The sequence below is a fragment of the [Clostridium] aminophilum DSM 10710 genome (assembly GCF_000711825.1).
In the GTDB taxonomy this organism is placed as follows: domain Bacteria; phylum Bacillota; class Clostridia; order Lachnospirales; family Lachnospiraceae; genus Clostridium_R; species Clostridium_R aminophilum.
Genome location: NZ_JONJ01000003.1, coordinates 297,472 through 312,944 on the forward strand (window position 1 = coordinate 297,472; position 15,473 = coordinate 312,944).

The 15,473-nt window shown below is 54.3% G+C and carries 13 protein-coding genes; all 13 read left to right on the forward strand.

Annotation, left to right across the window (positions count from 1 at the left end):
• The first annotated feature begins 2 nt into the window (after nucleotides 1-2).
• Nucleotides 3-1,226, forward strand: coding sequence for a DUF5716 family protein (locus BR86_RS0104860; RefSeq protein ID WP_031471868.1), 1,224 nt, complete (start codon nucleotides 3-5; stop codon nucleotides 1,224-1,226).
• Nucleotides 1,223-2,035 (forward strand): hypothetical protein, encoded by an 813-nt coding sequence (locus tag BR86_RS0104865; RefSeq protein WP_031471869.1) that lies wholly within the window; start codon nucleotides 1,223-1,225, stop codon nucleotides 2,033-2,035. Before BR86_RS0104860 ends, BR86_RS0104865 begins: the two co-directional genes overlap by 4 nt.
• Nucleotides 2,036-2,045: 10 nt before the next feature.
• Entirely contained in the window at nucleotides 2,046-2,468 is a 423-nt protein-coding gene (locus BR86_RS0104870; protein ID WP_031471870.1) for a zinc-ribbon domain-containing protein, read from the forward strand.
• A 492-nt stretch (nucleotides 2,469-2,960) separates the two neighbouring features.
• On the forward strand, nucleotides 2,961-4,010 hold the full coding sequence (pheS, locus tag BR86_RS0104875) for a phenylalanine--tRNA ligase subunit alpha (RefSeq protein ID WP_031471871.1): 1,050 nt from the start codon (nucleotides 2,961-2,963) through the stop codon (nucleotides 4,008-4,010).
• 16 nt (nucleotides 4,011-4,026) lie between these two features.
• Nucleotides 4,027-6,447 (forward strand): phenylalanine--tRNA ligase subunit beta, encoded by a 2,421-nt coding sequence (gene pheT / locus BR86_RS0104880; protein ID WP_031471872.1) that lies wholly within the window; start codon nucleotides 4,027-4,029, stop codon nucleotides 6,445-6,447.
• Nucleotides 6,448-6,768: 321 nt separating this feature from the next.
• A complete protein-coding gene (locus BR86_RS15095) occupies nucleotides 6,769-7,485 on the forward strand; it encodes a hypothetical protein (RefSeq protein WP_051684585.1) in 717 nt (238 codons plus the stop codon).
• Entirely contained in the window at nucleotides 7,482-8,765 is a 1,284-nt protein-coding gene (locus BR86_RS16575; protein ID WP_081844094.1) for an ion transporter, read from the forward strand. Before BR86_RS15095 ends, BR86_RS16575 begins: the two co-directional genes overlap by 4 nt.
• Before the next feature lie 44 nt (nucleotides 8,766-8,809).
• Complete coding sequence (locus BR86_RS0104895; protein ID WP_031471875.1) at nucleotides 8,810-10,744, forward strand: NlpC/P60 family protein; 1,935 nt, start codon at nucleotides 8,810-8,812, stop codon at nucleotides 10,742-10,744.
• A 44-nt stretch (nucleotides 10,745-10,788) separates the two neighbouring features.
• On the forward strand, nucleotides 10,789-11,178 hold the full coding sequence (locus tag BR86_RS0104900) for a thioesterase family protein (protein ID WP_031471876.1): 390 nt from the start codon (nucleotides 10,789-10,791) through the stop codon (nucleotides 11,176-11,178).
• Between the two features lie 66 nt (nucleotides 11,179-11,244).
• Nucleotides 11,245-11,487, forward strand: coding sequence for a preprotein translocase subunit SecG (gene secG, locus BR86_RS0104905; protein ID WP_031471877.1), 243 nt, complete (start codon nucleotides 11,245-11,247; stop codon nucleotides 11,485-11,487).
• Nucleotides 11,488-12,053: 566 nt separating this feature from the next.
• Nucleotides 12,054-14,192 carry a ribonuclease R gene (gene rnr, locus BR86_RS0104915; RefSeq protein ID WP_031471878.1) on the forward strand — a complete coding sequence of 713 codons (2,139 nt, stop codon included), beginning with the start codon at nucleotides 12,054-12,056 and terminating at the stop codon, nucleotides 14,190-14,192.
• A gap of 16 nt (nucleotides 14,193-14,208) precedes the next feature.
• Nucleotides 14,209-14,682, forward strand: coding sequence for an SsrA-binding protein SmpB (gene smpB / locus BR86_RS0104920; protein WP_031471879.1), 474 nt, complete (start codon nucleotides 14,209-14,211; stop codon nucleotides 14,680-14,682).
• 27 nt (nucleotides 14,683-14,709) lie between these two features.
• Nucleotides 14,710-15,066, forward strand: coding sequence for a hypothetical protein (locus BR86_RS0104925; RefSeq protein WP_031471880.1), 357 nt, complete (start codon nucleotides 14,710-14,712; stop codon nucleotides 15,064-15,066).
• Nucleotides 15,067-15,473 lie beyond the last annotated feature (407 nt).

Below are 15,473 nucleotides of genomic sequence, written 5' to 3' on the forward strand. Positions count from 1 at the left end.
AGATGGAAGGTTTGATAATTGGCATCGATTTGTGCAACAACCGCACGCATATCACGCTTGCGGAGCCGGAGATGACCTGGGTGATTCCGACGGTCATCTGCAAAAACCGCAAATTCGATGAATGGTATGTGGACGAGGAAGCCTACGCCCACACTCTCGTCGGCGACGGCGTAATGGAGGACAAGCTTCTTACGCAGGTTATGAAAGACGGTACGGCGACCATCAGTGGCGTAAAATACGAGGCGCTGACACTGCTCAAGATTTTTCTGGAAAAATGCCTTCTCTATCCGCGGAAGGAGACCGGAATCACGGAGATTGAAAGTCTCGTCATCACAACGACCAGACTGGATGTGAAGATGATGGACAGCCTGATGTACTGTGCCGATTATCTCGGCATTGACCGCAGCAGGGTGCACATCATCAGTCACACCGAGAGTTTTGTCTATTACGTGGCGAGTCAGAGAAGAGATGTCTGGAGCAATCAGGTCGGGATGTTCGATCTCGAGGATGAAGAACTCCATTACTACGAGATGCGCGTACAGAGATCGCTTCGCCGGACCGTGATTCTGGCGGACGGCGAGCGCATGGAGGAGGGATTCCGTCTGGATGTCCTCGACAGCGATGCGGGACAGAAGGTGGGCGACCGGATTATGAGCGCATGCGCGGACCGCAATCTCGGAAGAAGACTGTTTTCCGCAGTGATCCTGACCGGAAAAGGATTTGAAGAAACCGAGTGGGCACCGGATTTTATGAAGAAAGTCTGCTACCGCCGGAGAGTGTTTACCGAGACGGATCTCTTTTCCAAAGGAGCCGCGCTTCGGGCGAAGGATCTGACCGCGGAGAAGACGGCATTTCCGTTCACGTGCATCTGTGACGGCCATCTGCGGACCGGCGTTTCGCTCCGCATTCAGGACAGAGACCGGGAGGGACAGCTCTCCATGGCGGCGGCCGGCGAGAACTGGTATGAAGCGAGAAGTACGACGGAATTCATCGTGGCCGGAAAGCCGGAGATCGAATTCATTCTCACGCCGATCGATCAGAAAAAGCAGACAACGGTGACGATTCCGCTCGAAGGTTTTCCGGACCGGCCGGACCGCACGACGAGAATCAGTCTCTCTCTGGGGTTTGCCAGTGAAAACCGGATGATCGCGGTGATCCGTGATCTTGGATTCGGAGAGTTCTACCCGGCGACGGGAGCCGTGATTCGGAGGGAGGTAGAGTTATGAGTCTGATTATGGTCAGACCGGAGCAGGTAGAACACCCGTATTATGTGGAACCGCTCGGCGTCCATATCGGGTCTTCTCAGGAACTCTGCTATGTCATCTACAACAATCTTCTGATTGTTATGAATGATTTCGTCAATGACCGTCTGATCGATTTTATCCGGCGGGAACTCGGACGTCCGCTTCTTGCCGACCGTCTTTCCGCGTGGAAAAGCAGCAGAGAGAATCCGGCCGAAATGCTGGCAATCATTCTGGATGACTGTAATTATTACACTTCGAGAGAGGTCAGTGCGTTCCGTCAGCGGATCGAATCACTCCGGAAAATGTCCCAGAGCGAATTCTGGAAAGAGACGGCGGACAATTACTATCGTCTCCGTCAGTACGGAACCGCAGTGCGCTATTACGAGAAGATTCTCGATGAATGGCGGAGCGGTTCCATGACGGATGAGTTTACCGCGAACGTGTGGAACAATGTCGGTGCATGCTATGCGGGGATTTTCTGGTTTGAAAAAGCGATGGGCGCGTATGAAATGTCCTACAATTTCCGGAAGGAAATGACGACCATCAAAAAGCTCTATCTTCTGACACTGCTGAATCCGGAACTTGCGCTGAAAGACCGTTACCGCGCACTGATTTCAGACGAAAAACGCCTCGCGTGGAAAGAGGAACTCCGGAAGGCGTTTGAAGAGGCCGGTGAATGTCAGAAAGTGAAGGACGTGGAACGGCTGTTTGACCGGGATCCCATCCGAAGAGCCGAGGGAGTGGAAAAAATCATGTCCCAATGGAAACGAGAGTATCGAAAGATGCTGTGAGGAGGATTGAATGTACTGTCCAGAGTGCGGCGCAAAAGTGCGCAAAGATGAAGATATCTGTCCGGAGTGCGGGGCGGATCTGTGGGCGGATGAGACATCCGGACCGACCGAACAGGAACTTCTCCGGATGGAGGCGTGGGTTACGAAGCGGAAAGTACAGCACCGGCTTCTGTCTTTGCTCGGTTTTCTGCTGGGTGTGATGATCTTTTTCGGATCGATTCTGTTTGCCGCACAGAAACTGGTCGGCAGCGATAAAGTTTCCAAGATTTACAAAAAACTCGGCATCAGCACGGAAGAGGTGGTTTCGGAGGAAACGGTATCCGTGGAAAATGCCGCGGGGGCAGTTCTCGAAGACCAGCAGGCGGAGAATACCGATGTCCATGAGAATGAGACGTCGACGGCTGCCGCGAAGCAGAAGGCAAAGAAGGGCTGACGGCATCCGGCATGGGAATGGTATCCGCCTTCCGGCCGGTAAATCTTGACAAAAGGACTTTGTGCCGATAGAATAAACCATGTTTACAAATTAAAACGGAAAAGCGATGAAGGTGAACAGTAGGTAAGCGCACACCCCGACAGAGAGAGAAGATCACTGGCTGGAAGTCTTCTCCGGAACGAGCACCCTCCGAATTTCGCACCGGAGCTGTCGTGCTGAATCCCCAAGACGGGTGGTAGGCGCGGACGGGTCGTACACGTTACGTATAAGACGAGAGCCTGTATTCAAGGAATATGGGAACCGGGGTGGTACCGCGGGATCATAAGAAGATCACGTCCCTGCAGCGTAAGCTGCAGGGACTTTTTTATTTCACAGGAAAGTGTTTCTTATTTCCTGTGAAATAAAATGCTCCGTGAGGATGCATATGCCGCTGTGTGGAAGATGGCACCTTGCGGACCTTGTTCTGACTTTAATGTAAATGGAGGAGATACGATGGCAGATTTAAACGAACTCAAAGAAGCGGCGAAATCGCTCCGCGATGAGATTCTGAACAATGTCAGGGATCTGACAAACTCGAAGGAAGCGTATGAACTGCGCAAGACGTTCCTGGATTCCAAACAGGGAAAGATCGGACAGCTCATGAAAGAGATGCGGACGGTTCCGAACGACCAGAAGCAGGAGTACGGCAAGACCGTCAACGAGCTGAAGCAGTGGGCACAGGCCCGCTTCGAGGAAGTGGACCGCGCGATGAAGGAGAGAGAACTTCAGAACCGCTATGAGAGAGAAAAGCTCGATGTCACCATGCCGGCGGTGAAGACCGTTCCGGGAAATCTTCACCCGGTGACCCAGGTAAGAGAAGAGCTGATCGACATTTTTGCCTCCATGGGATTTGAAGTCTATGAGGGAAAAGAGATCGAGAACGACTATTACAACTTCACGGCGCTGAATACTCCGCAGGATCATCCGGCCAGAGATATGCAGGATACGTTCTATGTCTCACCGGAATTTCTTCTGAGAACGCAGACATCCGCAGGACAGATTCATGTCATGGAGGCAAAGAAGCCGCCGATCAAGATTCTCTCCCCGGGACGCGTATTCCGCTCCGATGACGATGCAACCCATTCTCCGATGTTCCATCAGATGGAAGGTCTTGTGGTGGATAAACACATCACTCTCAGTGATCTGAAGGGAATGCTGGATACATTTGTTCAGAAGATCTACGGCGAGAACACCACGACGAGACTTCGCCCGTCCTATTTCCCGTTCACGGAGCCGTCGGTGGAAGTCGATGTCAGCTGCTTCGAGTGCGGCGGAAAAGGCTGCGGACTGTGCAAGGGGACCGGCTGGATCGAGGTTCTGGGTGCAGGTATCGTCAACCGCAAGGTTCTGGAAAACTGCGGACTGGATCCGGATGAGTACAGCGGTCTGGCGTTCGGAATCGGTCTTGAGCGTATCGCGATGCTCAAGTACGGCATCAACAACATCAAGCTGATGTTCGAGTCCGATATGGACGTTCTGAAGCAGATCAACGATCAGGAGTAAGACGGGGGGAAGAATTATGTTAGCACCATTAAGCTGGCTGAAAGAATATGTAGATATCGATGTGACACCGCAGGAACTGCAGGACAAACTTTTTTCCTGCGGATTTGAGGTGGAAGAGCTTTACCAGGTCGGAAAAGACATCGACGGCGTTGTGGTTGGATATGTGGAATCCTGTGAGCCGATTCCGGATACCCATCTCCATGTGTGTCAGGTCAATGCCGGCTCCCACGGAACCTTCCAGGTATGCTGCGGCGCGGACAATGTGACCGCAGGAAAGAAATTCCCGGTAGCCCTTGTGGGCGCGCAGGTCATCGAGACCGCAAAAGATCATGTGACGGTTCTCGGAACCGCGAAGATTACCAAAGGAAAACTGCGCGGATACGAGTCCAACGGTATGCTCTGCTCGGGCACCGAGCTCGGCCTGAATGAGGATCTCTATCCGGGCGCCGGATACAACGGCCTTCTTTCTTTACCGGATGACGCGGAGATCGGTGCGGACATCAAGCCGATCGTCGGACTGGATGACTGGATCTTTGACATTTCCGTCACCGCGAACCGCCCGGACTGTCAGTGCATCTACGGCATTGCCCGCGAGGTTGCCGCGGTGCTCGAAAAGCCGCTGAAGGCACCGGCATTGGATTATCATGAAACCGATGTGAAAAATGATGGCTTTGACGTCACTGTTGAGGCGGAAGATCTCTGCCCGCGCTACATCGGCCACTATGTATATGATGTGACCATGGGAACTGCTCCGCAGTGGATGAGACGCCGTCTTGCCCTCGTCGGACACAACTCCATCTCCAACATTGTCGACATTACAAACTATGTCATGACCGAGCTCGGACAGCCGATGCATGCCTTTGACGGAAGATTCCTGAGGGGCAACCGCATCATCGTCCGCAGAGCGAACAACGGGGAGAAAATCACCACTCTCGATGAGAAAGAGTTTGAGCTGACCGACAAAAATCTCGTGATCTGCGACGCGGAGGGACCGGTTGCACTGGCGGGTGTCATGGGCGGCCTCAATTCCGAGATCCGTGAGGATACCACAAGCGTTACTTTCGAGGCGGCAAAATTCGCCAGAGACAACATCCGCAAGACATCCCGGGGCCTCGGACAGATCTCGGACGCATCCGCGGCATACAGTAAGGGCGTCAACGAGTATACGGTCGAGATGGCCATGAAGAGAGCCCTTCATCTGGTAGAGGAACTCGGCTGCGGAAAGATTTCCTCAACGCATGTTGACCGCAACACAGGCAATTCCCTTCTCCCGACCGAGATGAAGGCGAGCATCCGCCGGATCAACGGCGTGCTCGGCATTGAGGTGCCGAATGATGACATTCTCCGCATCCTGACCAACCTCGACATGAAGCCGGTTATCAGCGGAGACGAGCTGACCATTCAGGTTCCGGCCTACCGCGAAGATATGGAATCCTATCCGGATATCGCCGAAGAGCTGATCCGTATGTACGGCTATGACCATGTTAAGAGCACCTTCCTTCAGAACGCGCAGGTGACGGCCGGCGGCAGAAGTCCGAGACAGAAGGCGGAACTGAAGCTGAAGAGACGTCTTTGCGAAGCAGGCGTATACGAGGGTATGCATTATTCCTTCTTCGGTCCGTCGGATCTGGATCTTCTCCGGCTTCCGGAAGAGGCTCCGGAGAGACATGCGATCCGTCTGATCAACCCGATCACGGTGGATCTGTCCCTGATGAGAACAACGCTGGCACCGCAGATGATCCGCGCGATCGCCCGCAACCAGAAGAAGGGCAACTACGAGGGCCGCGTCTTCGAGCTGGCGAGCCGTTTTGTTGCGAAGGACCTTCCGCTGACCGAATATCCGGAGGAAAAGTCCACGCTCTGCCTCGGAATCTGGGGCGAGCAGGAGAGTTTCTTCACTCTGAAGGGTCTCTGTGAAGTTGTGGCGGAAATGCTGAATGTGAAGTTTACGTATGAACCGGCGGAAAAGACCTATCTTCATCCGTACCGCACCGCGAAGATCCTCGTAAACGGCGAAGAGGCGGGATACCTCGGACAGATCGCGTATCCGGTTCAGAACGATGTGGATATGCGTGATCCGGGATATGTTGCGGAGATCGATATGGAACTGCTCTCGAAGTATTACGGCGCAGTCCGCAAGTTCCAGCCGCTTCCGCATTTCCCGGTACAGAAGAGAGACCTTGCGCTGATCATGGATAAGACCGTGACCTGCGCGGAGGTGACCGAGGCAATCGAGAACTCTTCTAAACTGATCACGGACGTACGGCTCTTTGATGTATATGAGGGCCTTCCGATTCCGCCGACCAAGCGCTCGATGGCATTTACCGTCACCTTTACGCCGGACGGCGAGGAGCTGACCGCGGAGGCGGTAGACGGTCAGGTCGACCGTATTCTCCGAAAACTCAGCCACACAATGGGAATTGAGCTGAGAAGCTGATATCATAAACGCAATCATGGACGAAACTGAAACGGGTCGAAACACGCTTCGCGGGTCTCGAGCGTTTCGCGGCAGCCGACAGAGCCTCGCCGGAGCGTGGGCTTTGGCGAGGCGGCCGCGTAAATTCAAGGGATCCGGGGCAATATCGGCCCCGGATTCTTTGTTTCCTTTATCAAACTGTGTTATGATCAATGCAGACAGTGAGTGAGGGGCCGCGCCTGCACGGGGGGCCTGCGACTGCCGCGATGGCGGGCGGAATCCGGAGATCCTGTTCCGGGTTTGTCCCGTTTCACAGGATATGTGTATTTCGGGGGTGTGTATATGAAGAAAAAGCAGGTATGCGCTGCGGCATTTGCGGCCGCAATGACACTTCTTTTGACTGTTCCGGCTTCTGCCGCGTCCTGGTACCTTGGCGACGGCGCCAATGCCGGACGGTATTGGTACGGTGATGCGGCCAATTATCTCCGGAACGGATGGTTCTGGGTGGACGGCAACTCGGACGGCGTTGCCGAGCGGTACTATTTTGACGCGGAAGGATGGCTTTTGGTCAACGGAACCGCACCGGACGGGAATACCGCCAACGACCAGGGCGCATGGGTGCTGGACGGCGTTGTCCAGAGAACCTGGGTAAGACCGGGACCGGCTCAGGATATTATCTCCGCGTCCTACGGCGGCCCGACAGGAGAGATCAAGCGCGGAAACAACAAGCCGCCGACAGCAGACGGCCGCGAGGATATCTCGAATTTCCAGAAGGCTGAGTACACGGGCGGATCCTGGAGAAAGAGCAAGTACAGCGGTAAATACTACATCAATTCCGACGGATACCGCGTCTGCAATACGCTGGCGGTGGTGAACGGAGAGACCTTCCTCTTCGGCGACGGCGGTTTCCTTCTGACCGGTTGGAGAAATGTGGACGGCCACTGGATGTATTTCTACAAGAAGAATGATATTCTCGGCGGAAATGAAGGCGCCGCCGCGGTGAACACCTATGTCGGAAGCTATCGCCTGAATGATCAGGGCGTATGGGACGGTGAATGAATACGGAGAAGCAGGGAGACGGAACGAACAATAAGGCGTCCGCGGCCGGTGCGCGGAAAGAAGGAAAATGGCCCCGCATTCAGGAAAGACTCTTTAAGATGGTGTCGGTCGGCGTGACGGACGATGCGCTGAATTTCGGCTATGACATCGTCAGCACGGCGGCGCTGGTGGTCAATCTTCTGGTGTCGATTCTCGGAACGTATGATTCGTTCCGGGGATCTTACGGGGAGCTGATCACAGCGGTCGAAGCGGTTACGGTTCTGTTTTTTACGGTGGACTATGTTTTGCGGATTCTGACGGCGGACAATCTCTATCCGGCGTGGAATTCGCGGCATTCGATTCTGAAATATGTCTTTTCGGTGGCCGGCATCATTGACCTGTTTTCGTTTCTGCCGTACTATCTGCCTTTTTTCTTCCCGGCGGGAGCGGTGACGTTCCGCATGTTCCGGGTGATCCGCATTTTCCGGCTGTTCCGGATCAATGCGTACTACGATTCGCTGAATGTCATCACGGAAGTTCTGGAGAGCAAAAAACAGCAGCTGCTGAGTTCGGTCTTTATCATTCTGACGCTGATGATCTCGTCGAGCCTCTGTATGTACAGTCTGGAGCACGAGGCGCAGCCGGAGATCTTCGCAAATGCGTTTTCCGGAATCTGGTGGTCCGCGTCCACGCTGCTGACGGTGGGATACGGCGATATTTACCCGATCACGCCGCTGGGCAAGGTCTTCGGTATTCTCATCACATTTCTCGGCGTCGGTATGGTTGCGATTCCGACCGGTATCATTTCGGCCGGATTTGTGGAGCAGTATACAAGGCTGAAGAACATCGGGGAATACGGCTCCGAACAGGATGTTTCTTTTATCAGCGTGAAGGTGACGGCGCCGGACCCGTGGATCGGAAGTGAAGTCCGCAGTCTCGGGCTGCCGCGCGGCATGCTGATCGCGGCGATCCATCGCGGAAAAGAGGCGGTCGTACCGCGGGGAAATATCCGGATCCGGCCGGGAGATGTGCTCATCATCGGCGCGGAAAATGTGAAGACAGAATCGCTCACACAGATTCAGGAGATCCACCTGCTGAAGAATCACCCGTGGGTCGGACAGAGCCTGAAAGATCTGGATATTTCCAGACAGAGTTTTATTATCATGATCCGCCGTGACGAAAAAACGATGATTCCGAACGGACGGACGATTCTCCGGCCGGGGGATGCCGTTTTTATGTATACACGACGCAAGGTCGGGGACTACGATCTTGAGCCGGAGAAACGGCCGGAAGAGAATTAAACGGATGCGGAACAGCGTATCCGAAGAGCAGTAAGAGGTAAATTGTGCAGGAAAAAGAGAACAAATTCCGCCGCGGACAGGATTTTATGCGGTTTCGCCGGCATTACGCCGGAATCGCCCTGATGATCGCGGCGGGAATTCTGATATGTGCGGTCGGAGGTCCGCTGGAACATCCGATCCGCGGTATCGAACCGGAGAGTAAGGCCGCGGAGGAGACGGAGGCGGAGAGCGAGCCGGAGACCATGACGGAGACGGAGGAAACGCTGGATTATGCGGCGGACCGTTTCAATCTCGCACTGATCTGGCCGGAGGGAGCCGACCCGGCGGACCCGATGCAGAGCCTTGGCGGAATCGAGTTTAACCGGTTATTTGATATGGACAACTCCTGGGCGCAGACGGCGTTCGGCGCCGGTTACGGAACGCCGGCGGAGGCGGCAAAGAAGATGGGCCGGAGCGTCATGGGACGGTATAACGCTTCGGATTCGGAGCAGAATCCGGAGGATCCCTTGACGTGGACGATCCGGAAATGGACGAAGATCACCGTCGATGTTCGGGACGGAGACGGAAAACCGCTTCAGAATGTGTCCAACGTCAAACAGATCCTTGCCATGGCCAGTGTCTACACCTGGTACCATGACCCGAACGACACGGAGGCTTTCCGCGACTATGCGGAAAAACTCTGGAAGGCTTCCCATTCTAACAGCGCTTCCATGAGTGAAGTGTATTATGATGACGGGTGTCTCGATTCTGAAAAGGTTGCCGAGACGCAGGAAAAACTCGGCAACACCAATTACCGGCTGGCGGAGCGTGGGGAAGATTATTCGATCGCTTCCGGCAGCGCCGGCAGCAGCGAGGTTTCTTCGAACCGGGAAGCGGATGAGACCACGGCCGATGCAGGGAGTCCCGCGGATTATGCGACGGATTCGGTGCGTGTGATCAACCACACCGGCGAGGCTCACGGTCCGGCGGTCGGGACGGACGCAGCCGCGGCGGAATCCGTGCAGGAAAATGCGCTTCCGCAGGAACCGGAGACGACGGCTGCCGATCGCGACGGACAATCCTCACAGGGAGCGACAGAACACGCGCCGGAGGTTTCGGCTTCCGAATCAGCTGCGGAGACGGGCAGAGGAAATGGTTCCGCCACAGCAGGACATGGTGCCTCTGAAGCGGAAGCGTCCGAAGAGGAGATATCGGAAGAGGATGAGGCGCTTCCGGAAGGGAGCAGTACGGACGCATCGGTGTATCCGAACTGTCCGGGCCATGTCGATCTTCATGAAAAAGCCGTGATTTATACGATGGACGGAAAGAAGAATCTCTTCAACGTCGATCCGGTCGGAAATGCCGGGGAGTCAATGAATGACCGCTGGCAGGGATGGACCGAACAGACGATGGCGGAAGCGAGGACACTTGCCGAGGCGGACTGGTATGCGGATTACGGCCTTTCCGCGAACCTTCTCACGAAGACAGCCCTTCTCGGAGCGGAGGAGATCGCAAAAGAAATGTCGCTTCTTCCGGCGAATCTTTCGGAGGACCGCAGAAAGCTGGCCGAGACGGCGCTCGGAAGCATCGGCCGGATCCCGTATTATTTCGGCGGAAAGCCGGTGTCTGCGCTGTATGAGGGCAACAGCTTCGGATCCATCGTAGAGCCGGATTACAAGGGGCGCGTCTTCCGCGGTCTGGACTGTTCCGGCTGGGTCACCTGGGTGTACTGGAATGCGCTCGGCATGAAGTTCTCCGAGCAGGGAACCGCCGGGATGAACCATTTTGGCAGAGGAATCCGGCGCAGCGAACTGAAGACCGGTGATCTGATTGTCCGGAGTGGAAGCGAGTCCACGATCGGCCATGTGATGATGTTCCTGCGATGGGGCGAAAACGGCGAGGCCGTGTGCGTTCACTGCACCGGCGGCGTGACAAATAATGTGTGCATTGCGAACAACACCGATTACGGCGCATCCTGCAGGGATATCCTTGGAAGATAGCATTAATCCGGCGGCACTGACATGAACAAGAAAGGAAGAAAACAATGGCAGAACAGGCAAAAGAGTATTCCCTTACCTGGGAAGTAACCGATGAGATGACGGCAAAGCGAATCGGAAGCGCGGGATCGAAGATCCTGTCCACACCGAATATGGTTGCGCTGATGGAAGCGGCATCCCTGGAACTGGCGAAGGAATATCTGGAAGAGGGGCAGACAACGGTCGGCGCGGAGATTACCTGCCGCCATCTTGCTCCGACACCGGTGGGCATGAAGGTGACCGCCGTGACAAAACTCCGCAGCATCGAGCGCCGCAAAATGTGGTTTGACATCGAAGTGTTTGACGAAAAGGGAAAATGCGGCGAGGGGTCTCACCTGCGCATTATGGTCAACTCTAGGGCGATGGCGGAAAAAGGTGCCGCAAAAAGCGAAAAATAAACAAATGCTTGCTTTGAGCGGACATATGTGCTAAAATTTTTATGTTTCGCTGGGAGGTGTAATCAGGTGGCAGCTTTAAAAATCGCAATTACAGTTCTGTTTATCATTATATGTATCTTTCTTTCTGTTGTGATTCTGATGCAGGAAGGAAAATCGGCCGGACTTTCCGGAGCGATCAACGGTATGGCGGATTCCTACTGGGGCCATAACAAGGGCCGTTCCATGGAAGGAAAGCTTGAGAGACTGACAAAGATCGGTGCGTTTCTTTGGATTATTCTGGCATTCGCACTGAATCTGAAGATTTGGTAAAGAACCATGCGGGACACTCCATTTGCGGGGTGTCCTTTTTCTTACTGTGGGAAAGTGTTCTGCAATTCCTATGAAATGGAAAATCGCTCCGCGAGGATGCCCGCGCCGCTGAGCGGTATGTGTCACCTTACGGTGACGAGCGGCGGCGCGCATAGATCGGGGATCTCCCCTCAGAAGCGGGGAATGGGTGAGACGAAGTCCGCTTACGGACTTTGTTTTACGATAGAATATCATATTGAGAATATCATATTGCCGGCGGAGATGCCGGCGGACACAGAAAGCGGGTGAACACAAATATGAAAAGAAAAAAGAAAATGACGGAGAAAGATCTTCACCGTGTGATGAAAGCGGGGAAGACGGCTTCGGGGAAAAACAAACGGCCGTACGGCTCCGCCTCAGACAAAAAGGGGCATTCGGGTCACGGCGGAAAAGATAAAAAGGGCAGCCGAAAAAAGGGAAGTCATAACGGGGGCGACCGTCCCCTCGGCGTAATCCGCCGTCCGGAGGGGGAACTCCCGGGATTTGACGGAAGAAAGGAACACGATTTTACGCCGCGGTATCAGACGATGGAAGAACTGGAGGACCGGGAGGAACTGATTCTGGATCTTCTGAAGGATCCGAACTATGAGCCGCTCCGAAAAAAAGAGATCGCTCTGATTCTGAATGTGCCGAGAGAAGACCGGAACGCGCTGGCTGAGGTGCTGGATCACCTCTACGTGCAGCATAAGGTTGAGATCAATCGACGGGGCCGGTATACGGTGCAGTCAAGAACGGTTCTGACGGGTGTTTTCTGCGGCAATGCCCGGGGCTTCGGCTTTGTGACCGTGGAAGGCCGGGAAGAGGACGTCTTTATCTCCAATGACCATGTGGGCGGCGCCATGCACGGCGATACCGTGGAGATCATGATTCTGAAGGAAGACGTCAGTGCAGGCCGGGCCGAGGGCGCGGTAATCCGTGTCATCGAGCATGCCAATGACCGTGTGGTCGGTCTCTATGAGAAACACAAGACCAACGGCTTTGTCATCCCGGACAATACGAAGCTCGGAAAGGACATTTTCATTCCGGCAGGGAGAGATCTCGGCGCCGTGAAGGGGCACAAGGTTGTGGTCCGGATCACGGATTTCGGAAACGGACATAAGAACCCGGAAGGCGAGATTATCGAGATTCTGGGACATCTGGATGATCCGGGTGTGGATATCCTGTCAATCGTCGAGGCATACAATCTTCCGCAGAAGTTCCCGGAGGAGGTGGAGGAAGAGCTTCGACGGATTCCGGAACACGTCTCGAAAGAAGAGGCGGAGGAAACGGGAAGACTGGATCTCCGGGATCTTCCGACGGTGACCATCGACGGCGACGGAACCAAAGATTTTGACGATGCGGTGACGCTTGAAAAGACCGGGACCGGATGGCGGCTCGGCGTTCATATCGCCGACGTCACCCACTATGTGGCGGAACACAGTCCGCTCGATGAGGAGGCGCTCCGGCGCGGTACCAGCGTGTACCTGGTCGACCGCGTCATACCGATGCTGCCGCATCAGCTGTCCAACGGAATCTGCTCTTTGAATGAGGGAGAAGACCGTCTGACACTCAGCTGTATCATGGAGATCGGCCCGAGAGGTGCGATCCATTCGCACAGGATCACGGAATCGGTGATCCGTGTAGACCGCCGGATGACTTACCGCAAGGTGAACCGGGTGATCATGGATCATGATCCGGAAACTATGGAAGAGTATCGCGGATTTACGGAACTCCTCGAAGAAATGTACAAGGTGTCCAAACGGCTCCGTTCCCGCCGCCATGCCCGCGGCAGTGTGGATTTTGAATTCCCGGAATCGGAGATCCGGCTGGATGAGAACGGAAAGCCGCTGGAGATCTGTGCGGCGGTCCGCGGTGAGGCGGAGCGCGTCATCGAGGACTTTATGCTGGCGGCCAATGAGACCGTGGCGAAAGATTTCCATGACCGGAAACTTCCGTTCCTCTACCGCATTCACGAGGATCCGGATCCGGAAAAGGTTAAGAAGTTAGCGTCATTCGGCGCGAATTTCGGAGTGGTTCTCCACACGAAAGACGGCAAGATTACGCCGAAGCTTCTGCAGGAATTCCTGGAAAAGAGTGCGGGAAAACCGGAAGCACCGCTTCTGGAGATCATTTCTCTCCGGAGTATGCAGCAGGCAAAATATGCGCCGCAGAATCTGGGGCATTTTGGTCTGGCCGCGCCGTATTACTGCCATTTCACCTCGCCGATCCGACGGTATCCGGATCTGCAGATTCACCGGATTATCCGGGAGACGCTCCACGGGGAGATGAGTCCGAAGCGGATCGCGCATTATGACACGATTCTGCCGAATGTGGCGGTTCAGACATCGTCCACGGAGCGCCGGGCGGACGAGGCGGAACGTGAGACCGACAAACTGAAAAAAGTGCAGTACATGGAGCGATACATCGGCGAGGAACTGGACGGAACCATTTCGTCCGTGACCGGATGGGGCTTCTATGTTCAGCTTCCGAATACCTGCGAGGGACTTGTCCATATCGCAGAGCTGACGGATGATTATTATATTTTCGACGAGCAGCACTATGAGCTTGTCGGACGGATGACCGGAAAGAAATTCCGCATCGGTCAGCCGATCAGGGTTTTTGTGACCGGATGCGACCGGTTTATGAGAACCGTCGACTTTATTCCTGCCAATAAGAGCTGGGAGTGAAACAGGAGGAAACAAGATGGGAAAGGAAAGCATTAAAGTTGTCTCAAACAACAAAAAGGCGTTTCACGACTATTTCATCGATGAAAAATTTGAGACCGGAATCGAGCTGTTCGGCACCGAGGTCAAATCCATCCGAATGGGAAAGGCAAGCGTAAAAGAAGCATTTGTCCGCATTGACAAAGGGGAAATGTGGATTTACGGCATGCACATCAGCCCGTATGAGAAGGGCAATATTTTCAACAAGGATCCGCTTCGCGCGAGAAAACTCCTGATGCACAAAAAGGAGATCATCCGGCTGGAGTCGAAGATCAAAGAGGCGGGATTCACCATTGTTCCGCTGGAAATCTACTTCAGGGGAAGCCTTGTGAAAATCCAGATCGGACTTGCGCGTGGTAAAAAACTCTATGATAAGCGTGAGGATATCGCGAAGAAAGACGCGAAACGGGAGATGGAGCGCGCCTTTAAGGCCAGAAATTCGAAGGCGTATTAAAACGGAGTTTCGATGGGAGGTTAGCATATGGGAATGGTTGAGACACTGACGATCGACGGAACATGGGAAGAGAAGGCCGGTGATCCGGAGAAGGTGATCCGCAGCATGTTCACTTTGATGACGAAGCAGAATATTTCGACGGTTTTTATCGAGTCGAGAAAACCGGATACGCTGGATGTGATTTCGGTCCCGGATCCCTATGATCTGTTCAAGAGCAAGGATGAGTTTAAGAAATCCATGAAAATAGCCCGTCGATGCCTTCAGGAGGCGGGTTACACCATCATTGATGACACGGAAGCGGAGCGCATGGGGCGCGAGCTGGGAACCAGTGCGGGAGAATCCGAAAAGAAGAAGGGATTCTTCCGAAAATGGTTTTCCAACTGAACGGTTCAAAAAAATTCCAACCCGGAGTGAGCGGACGAAGAATCCGTTTACTCCGGGTTTTTGTTGTGCGCCTAGCGGCGCACGTTTCTAACGGGTTCAAGTCCCGAATCCACCCGGTAGTGGGAAGGATATAGCCGAAGGCAAGGGTGTCCGCCGCGAGGTGGAATCTGAAGGAAGCTGGATGTGGGGAACATACTAACCCACGGGCAAATCTCTGGTCTGACGTACAGAAATCTCATACGAGGTTATGCATGAGGGTAAGGCTGCAACACAAGTCGAAGCCCAATAACTACACGGAATCATGCATGATAAATGAGGCAGATGGATGGAGAGGAAGAAACGTGTGGTACCTAGGGAGGTCTGTGTGAAACGCTCTGAAAGGAGTAACCACCGTACAAGGAAACGAG

What these genes read in the sequence shown, in the direction of transcription:
- BR86_RS15095 (WP_051684585.1), top strand. Translation starts at nt 6,769, where the DNA reads ATGAAGAAAAAGCAGGTATGCGCTGCGGCATTTGCGGCCGCAATGACA.
- BR86_RS0104900 (WP_031471876.1), top strand. Translation starts at nt 10,789, where the DNA reads ATGGCAGAACAGGCAAAAGAGTATTCCCTTACCTGGGAAGTAACCGAT.
- BR86_RS0104925 (WP_031471880.1), top strand. Translation starts at nt 14,710, where the DNA reads ATGGGAATGGTTGAGACACTGACGATCGACGGAACATGGGAAGAGAAG.
- rnr (WP_031471878.1), top strand. Translation starts at nt 12,054, where the DNA reads ATGGAAGAACTGGAGGACCGGGAGGAACTGATTCTGGATCTTCTGAAG.
- BR86_RS0104865 (WP_031471869.1), top strand. Translation starts at nt 1,223, where the DNA reads ATGAGTCTGATTATGGTCAGACCGGAGCAGGTAGAACACCCGTATTAT.
- BR86_RS0104860 (WP_031471868.1), top strand. Translation starts at nt 3, where the DNA reads ATGGAAGGTTTGATAATTGGCATCGATTTGTGCAACAACCGCACGCAT.
- pheS (WP_031471871.1), top strand. Translation starts at nt 2,961, where the DNA reads ATGGCAGATTTAAACGAACTCAAAGAAGCGGCGAAATCGCTCCGCGAT.
- smpB (WP_031471879.1), top strand. Translation starts at nt 14,209, where the DNA reads ATGGGAAAGGAAAGCATTAAAGTTGTCTCAAACAACAAAAAGGCGTTT.
- BR86_RS0104870 (WP_031471870.1), top strand. Translation starts at nt 2,046, where the DNA reads ATGTACTGTCCAGAGTGCGGCGCAAAAGTGCGCAAAGATGAAGATATC.
- BR86_RS16575 (WP_081844094.1), top strand. Translation starts at nt 7,482, where the DNA reads ATGAATACGGAGAAGCAGGGAGACGGAACGAACAATAAGGCGTCCGCG.
- pheT (WP_031471872.1), top strand. Translation starts at nt 4,027, where the DNA reads ATGTTAGCACCATTAAGCTGGCTGAAAGAATATGTAGATATCGATGTG.